At 60.8% G+C, this 22,674-nt stretch carries 19 protein-coding genes; 10 read left to right on the top strand and 9 right to left on the bottom strand.

The window, feature by feature from the left end; all coding sequences use genetic code 11:
- The first annotated feature begins 72 nt into the window (after positions 1-72).
- Positions 73-996, top strand: coding sequence for a hypothetical protein (locus ACX82Z_RS14720; RefSeq protein WP_459589794.1), 924 nt, complete (start codon positions 73-75; stop codon positions 994-996).
- Here the strand turns inward: ACX82Z_RS14720 and ACX82Z_RS14715 are convergent.
- The 5 genes from ACX82Z_RS14715 to ACX82Z_RS14695 are packed head-to-tail and all read right to left on the bottom strand — an operon-like array spanning position 917 to position 6,742.
- On the bottom strand, positions 917-2,173 hold the full coding sequence (locus tag ACX82Z_RS14715) for an O-antigen ligase family protein (protein ID WP_459589792.1): 1,257 nt from the start codon (positions 2,171-2,173) through the stop codon (positions 917-919). The two genes, ACX82Z_RS14720 and ACX82Z_RS14715, sit on opposite strands and share 80 nt — an antisense overlap.
- Entirely contained in the window at positions 2,170-3,489 is a 1,320-nt protein-coding gene (locus ACX82Z_RS14710) for a lipopolysaccharide biosynthesis protein (protein ID WP_459589791.1), read from the bottom strand. The genes ACX82Z_RS14715 and ACX82Z_RS14710 overlap by 4 nt, the downstream gene beginning before the upstream one ends.
- Before the next feature lie 46 nt (positions 3,490-3,535).
- Positions 3,536-4,801, bottom strand: a complete 1,266-nt coding sequence (wecC, locus tag ACX82Z_RS14705; protein ID WP_459911804.1) for a UDP-N-acetyl-D-mannosamine dehydrogenase — start codon at positions 4,799-4,801, stop codon at positions 3,536-3,538.
- Complete coding sequence (gene wecB / locus ACX82Z_RS14700; protein ID WP_459589789.1) at positions 4,695-5,981, bottom strand: non-hydrolyzing UDP-N-acetylglucosamine 2-epimerase; 1,287 nt, start codon at positions 5,979-5,981, stop codon at positions 4,695-4,697. Before wecB ends, wecC begins: the two co-directional genes overlap by 107 nt.
- A complete protein-coding gene (locus ACX82Z_RS14695; protein ID WP_459589788.1) occupies positions 5,978-6,742 on the bottom strand; it encodes a WecB/TagA/CpsF family glycosyltransferase in 765 nt (254 codons plus the stop codon). Before ACX82Z_RS14695 ends, wecB begins: the two co-directional genes overlap by 4 nt.
- A gap of 363 nt (positions 6,743-7,105) precedes the next feature.
- Between ACX82Z_RS14695 and ACX82Z_RS14690 the strand changes: the two genes are divergently transcribed.
- The 5 genes from ACX82Z_RS14690 to ACX82Z_RS14670 are packed head-to-tail and all read left to right on the top strand — an operon-like array spanning position 7,106 to position 14,021.
- Positions 7,106-8,572 carry a phenylacetate--CoA ligase family protein gene (locus tag ACX82Z_RS14690; protein WP_459589786.1) on the top strand — a complete coding sequence of 489 codons (1,467 nt, stop codon included), beginning with the start codon at positions 7,106-7,108 and terminating at the stop codon, positions 8,570-8,572.
- Positions 8,565-9,866, top strand: a complete 1,302-nt coding sequence (locus tag ACX82Z_RS14685; protein WP_459589784.1) for a polysaccharide biosynthesis/export family protein — start codon at positions 8,565-8,567, stop codon at positions 9,864-9,866. The genes ACX82Z_RS14690 and ACX82Z_RS14685 overlap by 8 nt, the downstream gene beginning before the upstream one ends.
- Before the next feature lie 10 nt (positions 9,867-9,876).
- Entirely contained in the window at positions 9,877-10,854 is a 978-nt protein-coding gene (locus ACX82Z_RS14680) for an AAC(3) family N-acetyltransferase (RefSeq protein WP_459589782.1), read from the top strand.
- A gap of 21 nt (positions 10,855-10,875) precedes the next feature.
- Complete coding sequence (locus ACX82Z_RS14675) at positions 10,876-12,051, top strand: hypothetical protein (protein WP_459589781.1); 1,176 nt, start codon at positions 10,876-10,878, stop codon at positions 12,049-12,051.
- Complete coding sequence (locus tag ACX82Z_RS14670) at positions 11,982-14,021, top strand: heparinase II/III family protein (RefSeq protein WP_459589779.1); 2,040 nt, start codon at positions 11,982-11,984, stop codon at positions 14,019-14,021. The genes ACX82Z_RS14675 and ACX82Z_RS14670 overlap by 70 nt, the downstream gene beginning before the upstream one ends.
- Positions 14,022-14,030: 9 nt before the next feature.
- On the opposite strand, the gene ACX82Z_RS14665 is transcribed toward ACX82Z_RS14670, so the two are convergent.
- Positions 14,031-14,780 carry a LuxR C-terminal-related transcriptional regulator gene (locus ACX82Z_RS14665; RefSeq protein ID WP_459589777.1) on the bottom strand — a complete coding sequence of 250 codons (750 nt, stop codon included), beginning with the start codon at positions 14,778-14,780 and terminating at the stop codon, positions 14,031-14,033.
- A gap of 511 nt (positions 14,781-15,291) precedes the next feature.
- Positions 15,292-15,606 (bottom strand): hypothetical protein, encoded by a 315-nt coding sequence (locus tag ACX82Z_RS14660; protein WP_459589775.1) that lies wholly within the window; start codon positions 15,604-15,606, stop codon positions 15,292-15,294.
- 599 nt (positions 15,607-16,205) lie between these two features.
- On the opposite strand from ACX82Z_RS14660, the gene ACX82Z_RS14655 reads away from it, so the two are divergent.
- Together ACX82Z_RS14655 and ACX82Z_RS14650 are read left to right on the top strand one after the other, a co-directional pair.
- Positions 16,206-16,481, top strand: coding sequence for an AbrB/MazE/SpoVT family DNA-binding domain-containing protein (locus ACX82Z_RS14655; RefSeq protein ID WP_459589774.1), 276 nt, complete (start codon positions 16,206-16,208; stop codon positions 16,479-16,481).
- Positions 16,468-16,857, top strand: coding sequence for a type II toxin-antitoxin system VapC family toxin (locus tag ACX82Z_RS14650; RefSeq protein WP_459589772.1), 390 nt, complete (start codon positions 16,468-16,470; stop codon positions 16,855-16,857). The genes ACX82Z_RS14655 and ACX82Z_RS14650 overlap by 14 nt, the downstream gene beginning before the upstream one ends.
- Before the next feature lie 274 nt (positions 16,858-17,131).
- Here the strand turns inward: ACX82Z_RS14650 and ACX82Z_RS14645 are convergent, their stop codons facing one another.
- Together ACX82Z_RS14645 and ACX82Z_RS14640 are read right to left on the bottom strand one after the other, a co-directional pair.
- Positions 17,132-17,941: an enoyl-CoA hydratase/isomerase family protein gene (locus ACX82Z_RS14645; protein ID WP_459589770.1), complete on the bottom strand. Its 810-nt coding sequence runs from the start codon at positions 17,939-17,941 to the stop codon at positions 17,132-17,134.
- Positions 17,942-18,060: 119 nt separating this feature from the next.
- On the bottom strand, positions 18,061-19,749 hold the full coding sequence (locus ACX82Z_RS14640; protein WP_459589768.1) for an AMP-binding protein: 1,689 nt from the start codon (positions 19,747-19,749) through the stop codon (positions 18,061-18,063).
- 371 nt (positions 19,750-20,120) lie between these two features.
- On the opposite strand from ACX82Z_RS14640, the gene ACX82Z_RS14635 reads away from it, so the two are divergent.
- The gene (locus ACX82Z_RS14635) at positions 20,121-21,872 is read left to right on the top strand and encodes an ABC transporter ATP-binding protein (protein WP_459589767.1); all 1,752 of its coding nucleotides are present in this window, start codon (positions 20,121-20,123) and stop codon (positions 21,870-21,872) included.
- A complete protein-coding gene (locus tag ACX82Z_RS14630; protein ID WP_459589765.1) occupies positions 21,869-22,648 on the top strand; it encodes an energy-coupling factor transporter transmembrane component T family protein in 780 nt (259 codons plus the stop codon). The genes ACX82Z_RS14635 and ACX82Z_RS14630 overlap by 4 nt, the downstream gene beginning before the upstream one ends.
- The last annotated feature ends 26 nt before the right edge of the window (positions 22,649-22,674 follow it).

Genomic DNA, 22,674 nt, shown 5'->3' with positions numbered 1-22,674 from the left:
CACAGCACGAAAGTAGGTGTCCCGCCCACGGGAGGTTCGATCCATGCCATTTGCAGTCGGGACTGCATGATCATGAAGATGCTTCACGCCCTTGCCGCAGTCGGTGCATTGGCCACGGTGACATGGGGAGGCGTGACATGGGGGCTGCCTGTTCTCGGGCTTGACGTTCTTGGCAGGCATGCCGAACGCGACGCCCCCGTGCTGGGGTTGCGCAAGATATTCAGCGCCGGCTTCGAGGACCCCGTCTTCATCGTAGCCGACGATACGGGGCAGCGGGCGTGGCTGAAAGGCAGGGATGTCGACGGTCAGACCTGGGATGGTCTCGACCATGTGTTCGAGATGGTGGCGCCGCGATCCTTCGATCATCTGGTCACGACCGAATTCAGCGACGAACATGTCCGCTCGGGTAGCCGCTCCCTCTTCCTGCGCCAGAACGTCGAAGAGGGCGGGACGCAGAACCGGCTTCAGTTCTTTTCCAATGACGGCGAATTCAGTTCCGAGATATTCACGCGGCGGCACTATTTCGTGCCGGGACGAAATCTCGACTACCTGCCCGGACAGGACGATGCCGTTTCGATCGCCGGCACGCGCGAGGTTCGCGGCGGCAGCGCGCCGCCCGGCGCTGACAATGCCGATTTCTCCATGCCGCTATATATCGTGCGCCGCGGTGACCAGCTCGTCTTCGCACAGGCGATCATCGATTATTCGGCCGGCCCCAACTGGTCGGACTGGACACGTCCACCGAGCGGATTGCTGGCTTACGGAAACGAAACGCCCGTGCCGATCGATCGCTGGTTCGAACTGGACATCTACGTCAAGCGCGATCCGGTTCACGGCGAGATCAGGGTGTGGCTGGACGGCGAGCCGATCTTCGAACTGGAGGACGTGCGCACCAAGAACGACACCGACGCGTGGTTCACGAAGCTGGCTGATGTCGATTCGGAACCCGCGCCGTTCGAGCTGTGGGTGGACGACGTCGAGATCTGGACCCGGTAACCCGCGAATTATGCGGGAGCAGCGCGAATGCCAGAAACAGCATGGCAGGGATGGGCCGGGCCAGAAGCCCGTTGCTGAATAGCGAGCTGGTGACGAACATCACATATAGCGGGATGCGCGCTTCATCGAGAACACGCCCTGTCGTGACGAGGAGCAGCACGAAAAGTCCAAGACCCAAGACGCCGATCTGGATGGTCAGATCGATGAAGTCGTTATGCGAGTTCTTCGCCTCCCACCACCAGACCGTGGACGGCAAAAGCTCCGATCCCGGCCCGGTTCCGAACAGCAGTTCCGGGACCGGCCGGCTCGCTATGAGATCGAGGCGCTCCTCGTAGACGCTCGTGCGACCGCTCGAAAGCTCGACGAAATTGACGTTCGCGCTGAAGGCGAGCGCGATCAGCAAGGCGAGCATGCCGCCGATCGGCAGGAGCAGCCAGAACGCGTCGCGCGACTGCCGGCGAAAGTGGAGGATCAGGCAGGTTATCAGGTATGCGGCGACCATCATCCATGTGGTGCGGACCTGATATGCCATGACGAGGGTCAGAAGCGGAGCACCAAGGAGAATGCTCCATCCCGTTGCCAGCCAGCGACGTTGCCACAGGACCATGACACCGATCAGCGCGGCGGCGGTGACATAGCCGCTGGAATGAACGCCTTCGGGGCCGCCGGTAAAGGTGGCGGGGCGCAACGTGCCGGCATAGTCTACCGGCGCGGCGGTCAGTGCCGGCCACAGCGCCGCCAGGGTGATGGCGACACATAGAACGACCAGAAGCCTTGGCGAGACGATCTTCCCTTCATGACCGAAATACATGACCACGGCGATGCTGGTCATCAGCCTGAGCGCAAAGCCGGCATACTCGCCCGCCGAGTGAGTGAGCGGATCGGCAACGAAGATGAACTGGAATGCGCAGGAAAGAATCAGGCCGGCCAGCAGAAACGTCGCCGTTCGCGCCTGCGGCGACGGCCATGAGACGAGGCAACGCAGAACGACGGCGATGCCCAGCAGACCGGCCACGGCAACGCGAAGCCGCTCGTCGAGAACGTCGAACAAAAGCGTATAAACGAGCGCGATACCGACGAGGCAATTTGCAAAAGCTACGTTGAGCGCAGATGTCGTCCCTCCGATAGCAGTCGCATTAGACGGCGTGGTGATGGCGATTGAAGATTGCCCGCTCATCCCGCCACCTTCAAAGTCCGGAACAGGGCTTGCAGCCCCTGAGGTCGCAGGAAACCCGAGACCTCGAGCCGAGGCCGGATCTGTCGGGCAAGGCCGATGTCGAAGACGACGACGCCGAGCAGGAACGACAGAGCGATGCCGGTGACGCCGAGCCACTGGCCCAGAACGACGCCCGACACGGCGACTGTGGCGAGACGGAACACCGAATAGGTGCGCACGAGCTTCTGGCATCCGGTCACAAGCAGGATCGGGCTCGAGAGGCCGTATGCCGCATTCAGCGCGCACGCGGCCAAAATCACCAGCAGCGGCACGAATGCGTCCTGATAGGTTGCGGGAAAGAACAGGTCGATCAGCCACTGGCCGAGGAACAGCGTGACGAGAAGCACGCATGCGGACGGCACGAAGGCAAGCCATGAACCTACCGCCAGCGCCTCGCTGAAGGCCCGTCTTTCATTGCGCACATGCAGTCCTGCGAAGACGGGCGAATAGGTGACCGACACGCCGGTCGTGAAGATGGTCGGCAGGGTTCCGAACCGCATCGCGACTTCCAAAATGGCGGTGGGCACGGGGCCGAGAAGGATAAGGCTGATATAGTTCGGAGCGCGTCCCGCCAGCCCGATCAGCAGGAGGGCTTGCCAGACCTCGAAGGATTCGGAGCGGATGGTACGCCATGATTCCGGAGGCACCGGATCTGCGCCGGCCGAGATGTTCGGCAGGAGTGCGGCCACATAGACAAGCGTCGCCGCCACTGCCGAAACCGCCATGCAGGCGAGCACGATGTCGAGGCCGAGGCCACCCAGAAACGCCAGGCCCGCGATGAGAATGAGTATCAGGAGATTGAGGCCGAAGGACTCGATGCCTTGCGAGGCGATGTTGCGATCGAAACCGCGCAGCACCGCCGCAAGCACGCCCATGAGCGTGAAGGCGGGAACCGCTCCGGCGACGAGGGCGATCTCGAAGGTCGAAAGTTCGCCCCCTGTCGCCATGTTGACGAGCGCAAGCGCCAGTGCCGAAATCGCCATGAGAGCGAAGCCGGCGAAGCCTGCCGACCGACAGGCGCGGCGGGAGATTGCCACAGCGTATCCGTCATTGCCGGTCGCCCGCGCGGCTGCCACGTCACGTAAAATGATGTGATCGAGGCCGAAGGGGCCGAGCATTCGCACGAGGCCCCAGAAGACGTAGAGGACGGAAAAGATACCGACCTCGCGCGCAGGCAGGACGTTCACGAGAATCACGAAAGTAGCTGCCTGGCACAGGACGCCCGCGATGCGTAGCGCGACGACGACGATCGAGGACTGGGAAGAGGTGAGCGTCATCGCGCACCCTTCCGCCAGATCCCGAATTGACGCCGGTGGGCGATGCTCACTGGTGCTGTACCTCGATGAGGGGCAGCGTGTTTCCGGCGACATGCGTCGTTGGGACAGCCTGCGGTGTGGGCTGCGCGTCGCGCCACAGCCCACGCGTGTCGAGAACCCTCATCTGCTTGCGCAGGCCGATCGGCACGGACCTGAATTCGTCGTGGTCGACGAGCAGGACGCCGAGCGTGCAACTGGCCAGCGCGTCGGATAGCGGCGTCAGGCGTGCGCCGGTATTGGCGAGGGCGGGCGGGAGCCTGTCGAGGTTCGGTTCGACGATACGGATACGGTCTCCATAGCGTCGGGCGAGTTCGGTGGCGATCGTCAGCGCGGGGCTCTCCCTGATGTCGTCTACATTCGCCTTGAATGTGAGGCCGAAACAGGCGGCGCTTTCATTCGGATGCGTGTCCAGAAGACGGCAGGCGCGGTCGAGCGTGTGGCGCAGTTTTTCGTCGTTCACCTGCCGCGAGGTCCTGATGAGATTGGCGATATCCGGCGCAGAGTGGACGAGGAACCACGGATCGACGGCTATGCAATGGCCGCCGACGCCGGGACCAGGCGACAGGATGTTGACGCGCGGATGTTTGTTGGCGAGCCGTATGACCGACCACACGTCGACGCCGAGATGATCGGCGAGCATCGAAAGCTCGTTGGCGAAGGCGATATTGGTGTCGCGGAACGCGTTTTCGGCGAGCTTGACCATTTCGGCGGTGCGCGCGGTGGTCGTCGTGCACTCGCCGCGCACGAAGGTCTCGTAGAAGCGCTGCGCCTTCAGCGCGCATTGTTCCGTGATGCCGCCGATGCACCTGTCATTGGTGACGAGCTCGATGAGAATGCGGCCGGGCAGGACGCGTTCGGGGCAGTAGGCGACCGAAATGTCGGGGTATGGCTCATTGGAGCCCGGCACCCTCAGATCGGGACGTTCCCGCCTGATCAGCGCACAGACCTGCTCCGTCGTGCCGACCGGGCAGGTCGATTCCACGACGACCAGATTGCCACGTTGCAGGACGGGCGCGAGAGAGCGCGCCGCTGCCAGAACATAGTCGATACACGGCTCGAAATGCTCGCCGAACGGCGTCGGTACGGCGATCACGAAAACATCGGCGGGAGAGGGGTGCTGCTGCGCGGTCAAGTTGCCGGCCGCGACGACCTCGCGCAGGCTCGGCTCAAGCCCCGGCTCCCTGATGCTCATCGAGCCGGCCATGATCGACGACGTCACCGTCTCGTTGATATCGACGCCGATCACCTTCAATCCGCGGCTGGCTATGAGCACTGCCGTCGGCAGGCCGATATACCCCAGTCCATGAATACTGATAGTCCGAAATTCGTCGGTCATCGAGAAGTGCTCCCAGAATTCGTTCGCTCGCAAACCCGTCTCCGAACGGGTTGTGAGCCGTTGCCATTGAGTGATAGTGGGCCTTATCGTCGAGCAGCCTGGCGGCTTCCTCCACGATTGTGTGGCGGTTCGTTCCCACGAGCAGTGCCGTGCCGGCTTCGACCGCCTCGGGTCGCTCCGTATTGTCGCGCAGCACAAGCACCGGCTTGCCGAGCGCCGGTGCTTCCTCCTGAACCCCGCCGGAATCGGTCAGGATGAGTTCGGCGTGATCGAGAGCCGAGACGAAATCGACATAGTCGAGCGGCGGCAGAAGCGAGACGTACGGATGATCGCCGAGCCTCGTCTTGAAGATCGCGCCCACATTGGGGTTGGGGTGAACGGGCATCAGGATGTGCACGTCGCCGCGCGCAGCGATTTCGGCAAGCGCGTCCGCAACGTTTTCGATGCCCCGCCCGAAATTCTCCCGACGGTGGCATGTGGCGAGGACCGCACGGCGCCCACCAGTCATGGCGGCGAAGGTGTCCTTGCGCCCACGCCAGCGCGGTTCCGATGCGATTTTCGCCCTTGCCGCAAGCAGGGCGTCCACGACCGTGTTGCCGGTCGTCATGATGCGATCGTGCGAGACGCCTTCCGCGCGCAGCGCCTTTGCGGCCCGAGGTGTCGGGGCAAAGTGCTGGTGCGCGATCTGTCCGACGATCTTGCGGTTGGCCTCCTCGGGAAAAGGTGACGTGATGTCGCCGCTGCGCAGGCCGGCCTCGACGTGAGACACCGGAATGCGGTGGTAGAAAGCCGCCAGCGCCGACATCATCGCAGTTGTCGTGTCGCCCTGAACCACTACACGGTCCGGCCGCGCTTCACGCAGGACGGCGCTCACCTCCAGCATGATCCGCGCGGACAGGCCTTCCAGAGACTGACCGGCCTGCATGAGGTCAAGATCGTAGTCCGGAATGATGTCGGCGAAGGCGAGCATCTGGTCGAGCATGTCGCGATGCTGGGCCGTCACGCACACGCTCGCGTCTACGCCGGGCGTTTCCTTTAACAGATGCACGAGCGGGAAAAGCTTGATCGCTTCCGGGCGGGTGCCCATCACGACCATGATCTTCTGCTTGGCGCTCATGGCACGCTCCTCTGACGGTGCGCGCCGAAGCCGTTAAGCGCGAGCTCGCGCAGCATCAGGGCCATGAACATCGCGTTGGTGGAGACGTAGCGGCCGATCATCCGACGCGGCTCCTGGATCACGCGGAAGGCCCATTCGAGGCCGAAGCGCTGCATCCATGCGGGTGCCCGCGCGACCTTTCCGGCGAGCACATCGAAGCTGCCGCCGACGCCCATCACGAAGAAAGCGTCGATCGCCTGCCGGTGAGTGGCAAGGAAGCGCTCCTTGCGCGGCGTCGGCATGCCGACGAAAAGACAGTCCGCACCGCTCGCATTGATCGCCTCGACGATCGCCTTCTCGTCCGCCTCGGCGAAGTAGCCATCATGAAGGCCGGCGATTTCGAGGGCTGGATATCTGTCGCGCGCGGCCGTGGCGGCACGGTGCACCACATCCGGCGTCGCGCCCAGAAAATACGGCCGATAGCCCTGGCGGGCGCATTCATCGAGCAGCAACAGCATCAAATCTATGCCCGGCACCCGCTCCGGCACGGGGATGCCGGACAACCGGGCGCCCCAGACGATCCCCATCCCGTCGATCCCGACGATGTCGGCAGCGCATACGTCGTTTCGAAGAGCCGCGTTGGAGCGCATCTTGACGAGCTTGGCGACGTTCAGCGCGCAATGGGTCGCCTTTTTGCCAGACCGGATCGCCGCGAGCGCAAGCGAAACCGTTTCCGCCTTCGTCAGCACATCCATCGGCGCATCGATGAAGGTCGTTCTCATTATGGAGCCGCTCCCGCGTCAGTTGGAAAGACGTCTCCGGGAACTGACCCTTCCACGTCGTTATAATTCCCATCAAACACTGATTTGGCGCGTCTATTAATTTATACATGAGGAGTAGTAGACAATTAACAGTCTAGTCGAGTTGGCGTCCTTATTAATTCTTACGACATGTCCACAGTCGATTGGAGGGTTAAGGGGGCATGGTCGCAAGCCGAAGGGGTAAAGCCGCCGACAAAGGGCGTAGGGCTCTACCTCTCTGGTTCGGGATGACGAACGCCGCACGCATGCCGTACGACTTGATCAGGGTACCGTCGCCTCGTGCAGGAGGTGCTGGAGATCGTTGCAAGCAAGGAGGACGGATAGTTGGGGGCGTTCCTGGATATTGCTCGCAGCGGATATGTCGGTCTGCCGGCAGGCGTGAGGCGTTACATAGGTGCCGCGCTGGGAGCCGTACCGGTCGAGCTGCGCTTTGGCGGAGCCTACCGCGACTGCCGCACGAAGATTGCGCTAGCGCGTTGCGATCACGTCATGGCACGGGAAGAGCAACGGGCGCGCCTCGAACGGCTCGTGGCGGTTGCACTGGAAAAGTCACTCTGGTACCGGCAGGTCTTCACCCAAACATTCGGGCAGGGGACCGTCGCCGAGGAGATCATCCGGCCGGAAAATTGGCGGCGCGTGCCGGTTCTCGACAACCCGACGGTGCGGCGCGAAGGTGCGCGCCTGTGCTGCGCGCCGGCGGATACGCTCGACCGCGTCACGACCGGCGGCAGCTCCGGCAAACCATTGCCCTTTTATCTCGATCGTGACCGCAGTCCGACCGAATACGCCTTTATCATGGATCTTTGGGATCGAGCCGGATGCGGACCCGACGAGTGGCGCGCCTCCTTCAGGGGATGGAATATTGATGCCGCCTCACGCCAGCCGTTCGAGGTCGAGCACGGCTTGCGCCAGCTTCGGCTTTCCGTCTTCCGGATGCAGCCGGACGATATGGCCCGGTACGCCGGCGAGATCGCACGGCGCGGTATAAGGTTCCTTCAGGGCTACCCACACGCGATTGCGAAGTTCGCGGCTTTCGTGGCGCGCCACGATCTGCCGATGCGGCACGATATAGCTGCCGTCATGCTCCATTCCGAACCGCTCTATCCGGAATATTCGAGCACGATCGAGCAAGCTTTTCCGAACGCGAAGCTGCTTCCCTTCTATGGCCTGAGCGAGAAATGTGCATTCGGCAGCCCGGTGCCGGATCGCCCCGGCGTTTATGAGATGAACCCCCTTTACGGTTTGACGGAGCTTCTCGATGACGACGACGCGCCTGTCACCGAGCCGGGCCGCAGAGGCCGGCTGGTTTCGACCGGCCTCCAGTTCATGGGAATGCCGTTCATACGCTACGAGACCGGCGACCGGGCCACGCTGATCGAATTGCCTGAGGAGGCCAATGGGCATTGTCTTCGCGTGGCGGACATCGTGCCCCGGGAAGGTCATCTGTTTTTGGTGACGCGCTCAAACCAGTTCATTCCGGCGCACACCATGATGATGGGCGACCACGAAGTGGATGCCATTTCCGAGTTTCAGTACGAGCAGCACCGGGCCGGCGAGGTCAAGATGCGCCTCGTTCCGGCAGAGGGAGCCCAAGCGTCGACAATAGAGGCCTACATCAGGAAGGCCAATGAGCGTCTGGGCGGCGAACTTGTTCTCATTCCCGAGATCGTCTCCGCCATTCCTCTCACTTCCAGAGGCAAGCTTCGCATCGTCATCCAGCACCTCGATGTTTCCCGGTCGGACGACCATGGTCCGTTGCCTGCCATCACGAACGGAGCTGCCGATGTTTGAGCGAAATTCCAAGGACCGGCGGAGCACGAGCGCAGCATATGCTCGGGCAGTGGGGCTGGCTGCGATGCTTGGCCTCTCGCTTTCGATTGCTCCTGCGTCGGCTGCCGATTACTTGATCCAGCCCGGTGACATTCTCCAGATCGACGTCACCGGGGTGAGCGGGATGCAGCACATGATGCCGGTCGGCCCCGACGGAATGGTGCGCGCGCCGCTGGCCGGATCGGTTCCCGTCGCCGGTCGGAACATCCATGATATCGCCGCGCTTCTGCAGGCGCGGCTTGCCTCCAGAACGCTGCGCCAGTCCTCGCCATCGGGCGATGAGTTCCTCGTCATCATCGATCCGGAGCGGGTTCTGGTCTCGGTGGCCGAGTACAGGCCCGTCTATGTGAACGGAGACGTGGCAAGCCCCGGCGAACAGAGATATCGGCCGGGTCTGACGGTGCGCCAAAGCATCTCGCTGGCAGGCGGATATGAGATCGGCGATCGGCCGCAATCGTCCGACATGTCCTTGCAGGTTGCCGATTTCCAGGCCGAGCACGCAAGTCTGTGGACGCAGTATACGCGTGAGACGATGCGTATCGCGCGTATACGCAGCGAACTCGCCGGTGCCGATGCAGCCCCTTCTTTCGATGTCGATAACATACCGCTCCCGCAGTCGACCGTTGCCGAACTCGCCCGACTCGAAACCGAGATGTTCGACGTCCACCGTGTGGATCGCGCAAAGGAGCGCGCTTTCCTCGAAGGCGAGATCGAGAACAGCATGACCCAGCTTACGACCGTGAGAGAGCAGCAGGAACAGGAGCGCGAAGGTCTCGAAGCCGACACCACCGAACTCGAACGACACCGGGAAATGGAGCAGCGCGGCATAACGACATCCGCGCGCGTATCGGAATCGCGGCGCAATCTGCTCATGTCTTCCACGCGCTATCTTCAGGCAACCGTGCAGATCGCACAGTTCGGCCGGGAGGAGGCATCCCTTCGTCGGCGTCTCGATCAGCAGGAAGATGAAAGCCGGTCGGAGCTGCTCGGCGAATTGCAGGAAGCGGTCGTCAGCGCCACGTCAATCGCCGAGCAGATCGCGGCGGTGTCCGACAAACTTCTTTACGCGCGCGCCGGCCGGACGCGACTTTCTCAAGAGCCGGATCAGGCGCCGACCGTGACGGTGATCCGCAACGATGACGCAGCCCCGCAGACGATCGACGCAGACCAGGACATGCCGCTCATGCCGGGTGACGTGGTCGAAGTGTCGCTGCCGGACGAGCCGCGCGGTCCCGCACCGTTTCTCCAGAACTGAAGGAAAGGACATGGCCTCCCTCCTCGCCGAAGAAGTCAAGACATATGCGGGCGTCTTCGCGAAAAGGGTGCTTCCCGGCAGCGCCGTGGAAGGCCTTCGCGGGTTTGCTCGCCGTCGCGCGCGGATCAGGCGCCGCAAAGGGGTCGCGGATGAGCAAGCACCTCTTACGCGCGAGCGGCTGGCCTCGGATCTTTCCGCCCTCGGCCTTCGAAGGGATCAGGATGTCCTGATCCATGCCACCTTCAGCGCTCTCGGGCCGATCGAAAACGGCCCTGCCGGCGTCTTGAACGCTATCCGGGACGTCGTTGGACCCAACGCGACCATCCTGGCACCTGCCTATCCGATGTCGGGCACGATGCATGAATGGATGACGAACCCCGCACCGTTCGACGTGAAAGCCAGCAAATCGTGCATGGGAGCCATCAGCGAATATATGCGCTCGCTTCCCGAGATGCGGCGCTCCGCGCATCCGACGCACAGCGTGGTGGCGATCGGACCCGAAGCGGACGCCTACACGGCTCTGCATCACGAGGGCGAAACGCCGACCGGCCCGCACTCTCCCTTTTCCTTCCACATGCGCAAGGGGGGCGGCATCCTCTGTCTCGGCTCCGGTATCGGTAAGGTCACGTCCTATCACGTCATCGAGGATCTGGTGCCGGACTTTCCGCTCGACGTTTATTGCGTGCAGCATTTCGAGAAGCTCGTGCGCTTCGAAGACGGCACCAGCAGGCGCATCCGCACGCGCATCAACAATCCTGACCTGAGCCCGTGGCGGGTCGACAATTTCAAGCCCAAGGAAGCCGAGATTTTCGATCGCCTGCGCCAATGCGGCGCCGTGCGTGTCGGGATGGTGGGCGGTGCTCTTTCCCATCTGATGAATGCCGCCATCCTGCTCGAGTTGATGCGCGACTGGCTCAGAATGGGGGTGACCATCTACCACCGGCCAAGATGGGGAGTTCCGAGCCGCCCATGGGCACCGACAGCTTAGTGAGGGAAATTTATGGGAGTGATGCTTCATCTCGATAGCGTTTCGGCGAAAGACGCATCGTATGCGCTTCCCGTCGGCGCGAAACACGATCCGCTGATCGGCTATGTTCTGAAGGGGTTGCGCAATTGCTGGCTGCCCGAGCATGGACGCTGGTCGCACATCTACCATCTAGACGGACGCGATCAGGCGAACGAGTCCGTGCCGGAAAGCGACGTGTTCTACTCGCTCAACGTGCTTTTGGGCATGTCGCGCGTGGCTGGTGCCGGCTCGCTTGGCTACGACCTCGACGTGATTTTCGATACATGCGCCCGCCAGCTCCTGAAGCTGAACGTGCGCAAATATGTCTACGGCATGGCCCTGTGGACTTCTGCCGAGATGGGCAGGGATTTGCCGGGCGACGTCGATGACGCGATCCATGCCTTCGTGCGCGATCGCTCCAACTGGGCACATTTCCGGGCGCAGGATCTGGGCATGATCCTGACCGGGCTTGCCGCACGCGCGGCGGCCGGAGACGATCGCGGACGCGATCTTCTGGAGCCGCTTTTCGAGCACCTTCGCAGCAATCATGCCTGCGCATCCGGGTTGTTTTTCGAAGGAGGCGGAGCTTTGCGCCGTCGCTTCGCGACCTTTGCCACCCAGACTTATCTCACCATCGCCTGCTACACCTATTTCGAGTTTTCGCGCGACGCGCGCGCGCTGGCGCTTGCCAATGCGTGCGTGAAGAAACTGATCGAATTGCAGGGGCCGCAGGGGGAATGGCCCTGGTTCTTTTATGTACCGCGCGGGCAGGTTGCGGATTTCTACGAGGTCTACTCGGTCCATCAGGATGGCATGGCGCCGGCCTTTCTCGAATTTGCGGAACGTCATGAGGTCGCGGGCGCGCGGGATGCCCTGCGGCGCGGCTTCAACTGGATATTCGGCGACAATCAACTCGGACATGACATGCTGCGTCCTGAAGTCGGAATGATCGTTCGTTCCCACCTGCGCCGCGGTGAAGAAGACAGCAAACGTCCGCGAATGTTGCGAAGCGGTCTGGCGGCGCTGACCGGGCGCAGTCAAAGGCTCGTCGATCCACGAAATCTTACCCTGAGGCTTGAATGTCGCAGCTATCATCTCGGCTGGGTACTATGGTCGTTCGCCGCGAGGCGGGACCTGCCGGAGATCACCCGAGCGCCGATCTTCTCCAGCACGGTTTGACGCCGCCCGAACACGCAACCGCGCCGGCATCGGGCGGAACGCTGACATGGTATCTGCGCCGTGCGGCGGTGATGCCACCGCGAGAGCTTGGTCACCGCGTTGTCGAGCAGATCCGGCGAAGCCTTTCCAGACTTGATAAACGTGGCTGGGAACGCTTCGACATCGGTAACGGTCCGCTGACGCCGCTATCCGCTTTTAAGGTGCTCGCCGATGCGCCTTGGCCGGAAGGGTTGGAGGCGCTGGCATTTCCGCATGCCGCAAGCGAGCCGTTCAAGTTCCTCGGACAGACCTGGCCGGAATCGCCTTTCGCATCCCCGCAGGATGCGTTCTGGCACAAGGATCCCGTAACTGGCACGTGCTGGCCCGCTGCGGAGACCTTCTGCTTCGACGTGAATTGGCGGCAGGCGGCGAACAAGTCCGACGTCAAGTTCGTGCTGGAGCTGAACCGTCTTCAGCATCTTCAGGCGGTATCGACACGCGCCCTGCGCGAAGGCAACGCGGCAGCGGCGCATATGGCGGCCGACATGCTGATCGACTGGATGAATGCCAATCCGCCATTTTACGGCGTGAACTGGTTGTCGGGTATCGAACTCGCACTTAGGCTCGTTTCAGCCGCTTTTGTTGTAAGCGCACTCGACGCGACCAGCCCGGGACACAGCTACGACCGCGCCCTTCGCAGATTTGTCGCTGCGCACGCGTATTGGCTCGACCGTTTCCCGTCGCTCCACTCCTCCGCCAACAATCATCTGGTCGCCGAAGGTCTCGGCCTCGTGGTCGCCGCCGGTATCGTGCCCGACCTTTCCGCAAAATACGGACGCAAGGGCCAGGCGATCCTGTCCGAGGCGGTGCATACGCAATTTCACGATGACGGCACGGGCGTCGAGCAGTCCCCGACCTATGCGGCGTTCACGCTGGAAATGCTGCTTTTGGGCGTCTTGATCGAGAAATCGCAAGGCGATACGCCGCCGGCGGATAGGATGAATGCGCTTGGCCGGGCAGCCTCGCATCTCAAGTCGCTGCTGGATACAGGCGGGCGTCATCCACGCATTGGCGACGACGATGAGGGCAGGGTGATCGTCACGTCGCCGGCCCATGAGGATCGTTATACAGCCTCGATTGTCGCGGCTGCAGCCGGAGTGCTTGATCGCCCTGGCCTCGCGCCACCGGCTCGATCCACAGAGTTGCGCGATCTGCTGTTTGCGCCGCCGTCGCGTCCGTCCCTCACGCCGTCCGGCATATCTTCGTTTCCGTCAGGCGGCTATTCGGTGATCCGCGAGAAGATTGCGGGTCGGTCGATGCTTCTGGTGATGGATCATGGCCCGGTCGGCTTCGATCCGCTTGCCGCGCATGGACATGCCGACGCACTCTCGATCTGGATGCATCTGGACGATCAGCCGGTGTTCGTCGATGCCGGAACATACCGCTACAACGCAAGCGACGGTTGGCGCGAATGGTTGCGCTCGACGCCTGCTCACAACACGTTGGCGATCGAAGACGAAAGCCAGAGCCTGACTGCCGGTGACTTCAACTGGAGGCATAAGGCGAACTCGAAGCTCGTCGAACTCGACACCGGTGCCAACTGGCGGCTGAACGCCTGGCATGATGGCTACTTCAAGCGTTTCGGCGTGTTTCATCACCGAGCCTGCCGGCGCGTCGATAACGGTTTTATGATCGAGGATCGCCTGACGCCACCGAATGCAGGGCTCGATGCGGTTGTCGGATTTCTGGTCCATCCGGCCTTGACCGTCACGCCATGTGCGAACGGCGCACTTCTCTCTAAGGATGGAGATAAACTCGTGAGGGTGACATCGCGCGCGCAGATGCCGGCGGTATGCACGATCGCGTCATCGGCCTATTCTTCGGCGTATAATGCGTTGGAGCCGGCGAACCGGATCGAATTCCGGCTTTCCCGATCCGAACAGCCGCATTCGACTCTGATCGAGATCGTTGCTGGTCGCGGCGTGGCGTGAATAGCGACGTCAGTTGCTCGCGTTCTGAAGCAGATTATGCGTGAGATAGGCGACCTGGGTCCGGTTTTGAGCCTTCAGCTTTTTCATGATGTTGCGCACATGAACTTTCACAGTGCTCTCATGCATATTGAGTTCATAGGCGATCGTCTTGTTCGCCTTGCCCTGGCGGATCGCTTCCACGACAGCGGCTTGCCGCTCGGTGAAAATACCCGCGAGCGGAGATTTCGGCTCGCTGGAAATCGAGGTCAGCATTCGCTTGGCCGACAAGAGGCTGCTGGCCGGGACGAAGACGCCCCCGGCACGCACCAGATTGAGTGCCTCGACAGTGATATCCAGACTGACGCTGGTTGGAATATAGCCCTTGGCACCGCTGTCGAGCGCGCTGACAATCTCGCTGATGTCCTCCTGCTCGGAGATGAAGACGATCGGCGGCATTGCAAGCTTGGCCGGAAATTTGGCGCGGTCACGGTCGATCTGTTCGATCTGCTCACTGATGGTTTTTTGCCCGTACAGACACATCAAGATCAAGGCTGCAGGCGGCCTGTCCGTAGCATCACCGGCCCATTCTGACAGAGTTGCATAGGTTTCGACCGTTTGGCCGATAGACGTCTCAAGGCACGTCGCTATGCATTCGCGGATAAGCACTCGGGGGTCTATAACCGCGACCATGGCTTCGGACGACATCTCTTGGCCTGGTTTTTCTTCGTGAGGCACACGATCCCCATACGCAGGGACATCCATGCCATCATGCAGATCCATGTCTTGATTAGTAGGCCTTCTTAGTCGCAGAGACATCGATACCCCCAATATTTACATCGGAATTTTACAGTCTACATATTTTTTATTTAGTATTTTTTCCAAAATTCAATCTAGTAACGATTAATTTCCATCTTTAAATGTATAGCATGGTGTCGAAATTTGTTATATAGATCATATGATTGATTGGAATTTACATCCAAAATACCACTTTGGGTGTATTGAAAATCGAATGACTGCTCCTTTGGGAGGTGGTTGCTCATTTTCCGGTTCGGATGTGGCGGCTCGTCGGCTGGCTGATCGGATTGAAAATCGATCTTTCAGATCGACCATAGTCGATGTTCACTCGATCTGATGCGACAAAGACTGCTGAAATGGCTCATGCGAAGATGAATTTTATGTGTAGACGACAGGCTTGACTTCTATTTCTCCGAAAGCCGCTGGATCAGGACACGCTTCGGCGTCCATTCGGCTCAACACGAGTGACATTCGCCGGCCGACTTAAGGACGGCCGTTATTCAGGTCGATCGCGACGGGCCGAATTGGAGTTTTGCTTTTTGCCGAGCTTGCGATCGGGTGGCAAATCATCCTTGTCCGGCGGAAACCAGCCCAGTTCATTGAGGGCGTCGTGAAGCTTCTTTCCGTCTTGCGAGAGGTGGATTTCGCCGCAAATTTCACCGTCGCCGAGCAGCAGTCCCGCCTTCGTCATGGCGGTCAGCATTCTTTTGCTCACGCGATGAGGTTGCCCTCTTGCGATGAACTGCAAAGCCTTGCGCTGGTGATACTTCACCTCAAGGGCTTTCGCCCGCATTTCAGAGCTGACTGCCATCGGTCGAATGCCCCAAGTTAGGCGACCTTAAGCCACAATAGGCCAGACGATCTAGCCCAAAAGGGTGTCGCTTGGTCTGATAGCATGACCGGATGCGGGTCCCGCACCGATCTGTGATCCGGTGTGGCGTTTCGAGCGATTTTGAATAACCGGTAGCGAACAGGCGTTCGCTCGCTCGCGCATTTGCGAGCATGAATAATCAAAATGTTCGTGGTTTTATGCCGAAATGGCGCGCCCGAAAGGATTCGAACCTCTGACCCCCAGATTCGTAGTATATTTTGGGGTGCCCGCTATTCTTCTCCACTCTCCTGCGCGCAATTCCAAGGCCAATTCAAGTATATAAATTTACTGCGATAATAGCGTCGTAGCGCAAGATTTCGTGGATAGACCCTGGAAACCGCCGCCGCGAGCTTCCGCAGACTAATCGCAGACTAATTTTTTGTCGGGCCGCATGTCTGACCTCGACTCTTTCCGTCTCCAATAAAGCGATCGAGAGGCTTCCCTTGCGTCAAAGAGGGGCGGGCCGCGATCGCGCGGCTTGAACGAAGGGGCATGCAGCGCTATCTTACGATCGTCTTACGTCAAGAAGGATCAGCTCGATGGCCAGCGCGGAAAAACTCACCACCACCGTTTCGACCAAGGGACAGGTCATCCTACCGAGCGCCATCCGGCAGCGGCGGGAATGGGGTGCGGGCACGCGATTGGTGGTCGAGGACACGCCGGAGGGCGTGCTCCTGAAGCCGGCGCCAGCTTTTGCCGAAACACGGCCGGAGGACGTGTTCGCATCGCTGCCTTACAGCGGCAAGCCGAAGACGCTCGAGGAGATGGATGCAGGCGTACTCGCCGAAGCGAAGCGACGCGATGCTCGCGATTGATACGAACCTTGTCGTTCGCTACCTCACTGGCGACCACCCCAAGCAGTCGCTCCGTGCCCGTGCGCTAATCGACGGAAAGCCAGTCTTTGCGTCCGTCACAGTGATGATGGAGGTCGAATGGGTGCTTCGCAGCACCTATGGCTACCGTCCGACAGAGGTTGCGCGCGCAATGATGGCCTTCGCCGGCCTTCCCACCGTCACAGTCGAAGATGGAGCAATGCTGACCGCAGCCTTCAACCTTGCCGAGAAGGGAATGGATTTCGCCGACGCGCTGCATCTCGTCAGGTCCTCGCATTGCGATGGTTTCGTCAGCTTCGACCGAAAGTTCGTTAAAGCGGCGAAGGCCGCAGGCTATGTGGGTGTGCAGGAAGCATGAGCCAGACCGGCAGCTTTGCGCCCCCATTTCTGCCGTTCGGTCAAACTCTACCTTAGCCGCGAAGCTGACATTCAGGCCGTGCTAACTTTTTAACCGGCACGTCCGTGCACGCAATCTTAATAAAAAATCTGTTGTTCATCAGCATTCGTCCCCGTTTGAAATACCTCCGACGATAAAGAGCCGGGCACAGGTCAAGACTAATAACAACTATGCACCAAAGATTGATACGCATAACTTGATTGATGCAGCCAACCCCTGTTATCCAGTGCCCCCATCACTCCATGTTGCGGAACGGCGCCTCGCGGATGTCGAGAAATTCCTTCAGGCTTTTTTGCTTGAGCAGCCGCATCCAGTAGCGTCCCTCTTCGGTGCCATGGAGAATAGCCGTGGTTTCGCGATTGTAGGACCACGAACTTTCCAAGCCCATCGTCTGCTGCGTATGGTTGAGCGCCGCTTTCGCGTAGCCGATCGCCGCACCCGGCATTCGCGCGCATTTACGTGCCAGTTTCTCCGCTTCTATCATCAACCGCTCGCGAGGCACCGCCTTGTTCGCCAGATGGATTCGAACCGCCTCCTTCCCGTCAATAAGGTCGCCGGTATACATAAGATATCGCGCATGAATCATCGGCACCGTCCAAGGTAACATGAGCGTCGGCGGTGCGGAAACATGGCGCACCTCCGGCTCGCCCAGCAGCGCCTCCTCGGCAACGATTGTCATGTCACAGCACATCATCAGTTCGAGGCCGCCTGCGAGCGCGTAGCCGTTGACTGCAGCTATGATGGGGATTTGCGCGTCGCGAACGACCTTCATGCGGCGCATGTTTTCGCCGATATCGGTGCGCCAACGATCAGCGTCCATCTCGAAATCGTCGCCGCCCAGATCGAAGCCCGCAGTGAAGGCGGGACCGGCGCCCGTCAGGATCACGGCACGGATGGCAGGATCGCCCGCTGCGCGAAGGATGGCGGCTTCGAGCGCATCGCCCAGCGCCTGGTTCATAGCATTCATCTTGTCGGGTCGGTTCATCACGAGAGTGACGAATGCATCTCGTTCGTCCTTCTTCCAAAGTACCAGATCGTCGGGCATTGAATGGCTCCTCGCGCAAGTTCGATAAAGTAACGGCTGCGCGTCTGACCGCGCTTTCTTGACGTTTCGGCAACGGCTTTCGGATGTGGAGATCCATCAGCGTGCGCGTTCCCGCAGCTTCACATCTCCACATCCGTTCCGGCTGATCCGTCCGACAGGGCGCCGAACAAGCCGGCGCGGTTTCTCAGGAGAGTCCTGTGTACCAACTGGCCCTTCACGGACACCTCGCCGCGATCGGGATCGGGCGCGAAGTCGGCAATGGCGAACCGTGAAACGGCCATCGATGAACCGGGATTTTCGCGCTTCCATTCTGCCAGGATTGACGCGAGCCTGTTGCTCGGGTCCGGTGTTTTGGCGAAAACGAGACCGACGATGGCATCACGTCCTTCACCGCCGAGCACGATGTCATCGGCAAGATTGCCGATCCGCTCCATGAGTGCAGCCCGCAAGGCGCCCGCACGCACTCTCGTGCCGCTCGAAAGCTTGAAGTCCTCGGAGAGACGCCCGTCGAAACGTAGCGCGTCGCCATCCAGAATGCCGGCATCCCCGGTGCGATAGAAGCCCTCTTCATCCAGCGGTAGCGGCGAGACGCCATCTTCGAAAAGATAGCAGGGCGCAAGATTGGGTCCGCGAAACCGAATCTCGTATCCGGCATCGACGGGAACGAGAGCGATCTCATGGCCGGGCAGCGGCCAGCCGAGAATTCCCGGCGTCGGTACATCGGAGGGCGCGAGGCACATGGTGGAGGCCGCTTCGGTGGCGCCGTATCCCGACAGAATCGAAATCCGGGTGCCAAAACGGACTTCCATGTCCATGACAAACCTTCCTAGACGACTCCACAAGGCAGGGTCCATCGCAGCGCCCGCAAAAAAGATATGCGTCGCATTGCGGAAGCCCGGCGCGACCCGCTCGGGATCATGGTCGTAACGGTCGAGCATGAGCCGCAGGCCAAGCGGCACGCCGATCGATATGGTCGGTGCGGTCTCCGCCATCAGCTCCAGCAATTCATCCACCCCTTCTTCAGACGGTGCGGAAGCTCGATGTAGGGTGCCGCCATTCCAGATGATCTTGAATAGGTTGTCGAGGCCGCCGAATACGTGGTTCCACGGCATCCAGTCGACCAGAACAGGCGGGCGTTCGCGAAGGAACGGCCACATGGCGGCGCAGGCGGACTGACAGGACGAGATCATGCCGCGCGTCACCGGCACGCCTTTGGACGCCCCGGTGCTGCCGGCGGTGAAGAAAACGGCGCTCCAGTCACCCGGCTCGCCTTCATGGTCGGGAAGGGCCATCGCTGTTTCCGGAAGGTCTGTCAGTGCAAGTGCGCACCCGCTTCCTCTGGAAAGATGATCGTGTGCGACGACGATGAGTTCCGGCTTTACGATCCGCCACAGCCGGGCAGCCTCTCCTTCCACCGGAGGAAAGCACTCGATATCTCGAAACGGGTAGTGCGGCAGGGCGATATGGACATACCCGCCCAGCAGGCAGGCGAGCCGTAATCGCAACGCATCCAGACCAGGTGACAGCAGGGTTGCAACCCTGTCGCCCGGCCGCAGTCCTGCCTCGACCAGACGAGCGCGCAAAATACGTGCGTCACTCAGGGCGTCGGCATAGGTGAGAGAGCAGCGATTTCCGTTTGAACGTGCGGACATCAGCACACGGCCGGGCACATGCGCGGCCCAGTGGCGGAAGCGGACCGCGATGTCTTCAGGCGGGTTGGTGAGCTCGAGCCGACCGGACAGGAGGACCGCGCCGTCACGACGTTCGCCTCGCTCAAATATAAGGCGCTCTGGCACGGTTTCGTTCATGCGCAACCCACGCTGATGGAATCCGTGCTGAAACTCTTCCGCTGGCTTACCGCCAGATACCGGACGCCTTGATAATCGACCAGCCGGTCGAAATCTCCTGGGCCGACACTGTCGAGCGCAGGCGAAATGCTCTTGTTCACGACGACCGATAAAAGGCGAATCCCCCCACTGCTGCTCGCTCCTAAGATGGACGGACGATGCCACGTCGATGCAGTGGAAATCTTCGTTCGAGTCCGAAATCTTGATGCTGCCATTCGGGTCTCCTGTCGGCGCCGGTAACCGCCGGCATGATGAGCGACCGGGATCCAATGTTGCCATGAACAGTATTTGGTATACAATACGCCAAAAGATATAAAAAGAGGGTCGCCTGGATGAATTTACAACCCTTGGGTTCTGCGGAGGATGTGAATGCCCCAGAGCTTTTGCCGGCAGTTGACGTCCGCGAGCTGGGCTTTCGCTATAAGGGGACGCAGGTATCGGCCGTGCATGGCCTCAATATCAGCATCATGCCGGGAGAGTTCGTAGTCATTATGGGCGCTTCCGGCGCCGGCAAAAGCACGCTGTGCCAGGCGCTCAACGGACTGATCCCGCATCTGACCCGTGGCCAGATGGAAGGTGAGGTTCTCATACGTGGCATCTCGACGCGATCCACCACGGTCGGCGAGATGGCGCGGCATGTGGGGATGGTCTTTCAGGATTTCGAAGCACAGCTATTCTCGACCAATGTCAGGCTCGAGGTCGCGTTCGCGCCGGAAAATTTCGGATTGCCACGCGAGGAAATCGGACGGCGCGTCGAGAGCGCTCTCTCTCAGGTTCATCTCGAAGGCTTCGACAATCGCCAGCCTGCAACCTTGTCAGGAGGCCAGAAGCAGCGACTGGCCATTGCCTCCGTACTGGCCGCCGGGCCGACCGTGCTTTGCCTCGATGAGCCGACTACCGATCTCGATCCTGTCGGCAAGCAGGAAGTCTTTACGATCGCGAATGCGTTGCGCAGTCAGAACAAGACACTCGTCGTCGTCGAACACGAGACACCGGAGGCGCTGAGCGCGACGCGCGTCGTGCTGATGGACAAGGGTGCGATCCTTCGAGACGGCCCTGCGGAGGACGTGTTGCGCGAGGTCGAATTGTTCCGCGAAATCCGGGCTATGCCGCTGCAGATTCCAGACCTGTTCTGCCAGCTCGGCTACGAGACGTCTGCGCGCGCCCTGACGGTCGAGCAGGCGCTGGCCGAGTTCGGCGAGAACGGGCTGAAGATAGATTCGGCAACACATGCCGACTGCGTCGGGCGTGACGCCCTTCGCCGAGAAACCTATGGCGAACCGATGATCGAAATCTCCAATCTCGGTCACCGCTACGAAAGCGGGCTTCTTGCGGTCGATGACGTTTCCTTCACCGTCAGGCGTGGCGAATTCGTCGCCGTTCTCGGCCAGAACGGCTCCGGAAAGACGACGATGATCAAACATCTCAACGGGTTGCTGAGAGCGACGTCGGGCCGCGTCGGCATTGTCGGGCGCGACGCCGCTACTTCGAGTGTTCTCGAGCTCGGCGAGCATATCGGCTACGTTTTCCAGAATCCCGATCACCAGATTTTCTCCGACACGGTCTTCGACGAGGTCGCGTTCGGCCTTCGCAAGCGCAGCTTTGAAGACGACGAGGTTCATCAGCGCGTCACCGAAGCGCTCGCCGCAGTGGGGCTTGCCGGTTTCGAGCAGGAAGACCCGTTTTCGCTCACCAAAGGCCAGCGCCAACGCGTCGCCGTGGCGTCCGTGCTGTCGATGCGTCCCGACGTGCTGATCCTCGACGAGCCGACGACCGGGCTCGATTATCTCGAGCAGCGCGGAATGATGGAACTGGTGCGCGGTCTCAACGAACAGGGTTCCACCATCATCATCGTCACCCATGCCATGTGGGTCGTCTGCGAATTCGCCCACCGGGTGCTGGTGATGAAGGGCGGCAAACTCGTCGAGGACGGGCCGACGCGACAGGTTTTCGCTGAAGAAGACGTGCTCAAGGACATGTTTCTGCTACCGCCGCCGATCGTGTCGCTTGGCAACAGGCTCGGCTACCCGGTCCTGACCGTTACCGAGATGCTTTCGCTGACAAACGGAGGAAATCGTTCGTGAACGTATACCTTTATCTGGACCGCGACAGCCTCCTCCATCGCCTCGACCCGCGTACGAAAGTGCTGCTCCTGATGGCGAGTTTCGTCCTCGCGTTCAGCTTCGCGGATCCCCTTTATAATGTCGGTGTGCTCGCCTTCCAGCTCTTGCTCGTGACGTTGGCGCGGGCGTGGCCAAACGTTCTGCGCATGTGGAGGCTGCTGCTGGTCATCGCCGTGGTGACCGCAGTCCTGTTCGCTGTCAGCGCGCCGGGCGACACTCCGCTGTTCTGGATTGTGGAGCAGGAAAGCCTGGCATACGGCATCTCGGTGGCTCTGCGCCTCAACGTATTGATCATCGCGGGGCTCGTTTTCCTGTCGACGACGACGAACGAGGAGATCGCGCTGGCGCTTGTGCGGTTCGGTGTACCTTACCGCATCAGCTTCGCCGTTTCCACGGCGTTGCGTCTCGTGCCGACCATACTGGGAACCGCGTTGGTCATCACGCAGGCGCAGCGTTCGCGCGGGCACGATATCGATTCAGGCAACATCATTGCGCGAGTGCGCAAGTTTACGCCGATCGTGGTGCCAATCTTCATCTCGACGATACGCTCGACCCAGGTCTTCGCCATGGCGCTTGAATCCAAGGGCTTCAATGCCGGCGGCGTGCGGACCTTTTTCCTGAATCCCCGTTTCGGGCGCAACGATGCGCTGGTGGTTGCCGCCAGCGTCATCGTTCTCGCAGGAGCGCTTTGGCTTCGCCTCGAAGGCCACGGCGGCATCGAAGGCTACCGAGGCTAATAACATCAATGGGAACACCGGAGACG

The organism is Aliihoeflea sp. PC F10.4 (genome assembly GCF_054612275.1).
The sequence above is the reverse complement of the archived record's forward strand: the minus strand, read 5'-3'. Positions and strand labels throughout refer to the sequence as shown.

Coding starts and splice junctions, on each gene's coding strand:
- ACX82Z_RS14720 (WP_459589794.1), top strand. CDS start 73: ATGAAGATGCTTCACGCCCTTGCCGCAGTCGGTGCATTGGCCACGGTG.
- ACX82Z_RS14715 (WP_459589792.1), bottom strand. CDS start 2,173: ATGAGCGGGCAATCTTCAATCGCCATCACCACGCCGTCTAATGCGACT.
- ACX82Z_RS14710 (WP_459589791.1), bottom strand. CDS start 3,489: ATGACGCTCACCTCTTCCCAGTCCTCGATCGTCGTCGTCGCGCTACGC.
- wecB (WP_459589789.1), bottom strand. CDS start 5,981: ATGAGCGCCAAGCAGAAGATCATGGTCGTGATGGGCACCCGCCCGGAA.
- ACX82Z_RS14695 (WP_459589788.1), bottom strand. CDS start 6,742: ATGAGAACGACCTTCATCGATGCGCCGATGGATGTGCTGACGAAGGCG.
- ACX82Z_RS14685 (WP_459589784.1), top strand. CDS start 8,565: ATGTTTGAGCGAAATTCCAAGGACCGGCGGAGCACGAGCGCAGCATAT.
- ACX82Z_RS14680 (WP_459589782.1), top strand. CDS start 9,877: ATGGCCTCCCTCCTCGCCGAAGAAGTCAAGACATATGCGGGCGTCTTC.
- ACX82Z_RS14675 (WP_459589781.1), top strand. CDS start 10,876: ATGCTTCATCTCGATAGCGTTTCGGCGAAAGACGCATCGTATGCGCTT.
- ACX82Z_RS14670 (WP_459589779.1), top strand. CDS start 11,982: ATGGTCGTTCGCCGCGAGGCGGGACCTGCCGGAGATCACCCGAGCGCC.
- ACX82Z_RS14665 (WP_459589777.1), bottom strand. CDS start 14,780: ATGGATCTGCATGATGGCATGGATGTCCCTGCGTATGGGGATCGTGTG.
- ACX82Z_RS14660 (WP_459589775.1), bottom strand. CDS start 15,606: ATGGCAGTCAGCTCTGAAATGCGGGCGAAAGCCCTTGAGGTGAAGTAT.
- ACX82Z_RS14655 (WP_459589774.1), top strand. CDS start 16,206: ATGGCCAGCGCGGAAAAACTCACCACCACCGTTTCGACCAAGGGACAG.
- ACX82Z_RS14650 (WP_459589772.1), top strand. CDS start 16,468: ATGCTCGCGATTGATACGAACCTTGTCGTTCGCTACCTCACTGGCGAC.
- ACX82Z_RS14645 (WP_459589770.1), bottom strand. CDS start 17,941: ATGCCCGACGATCTGGTACTTTGGAAGAAGGACGAACGAGATGCATTC.
- ACX82Z_RS14640 (WP_459589768.1), bottom strand. CDS start 19,749: ATGAACGAAACCGTGCCAGAGCGCCTTATATTTGAGCGAGGCGAACGT.
- ACX82Z_RS14635 (WP_459589767.1), top strand. CDS start 20,121: ATGAATTTACAACCCTTGGGTTCTGCGGAGGATGTGAATGCCCCAGAG.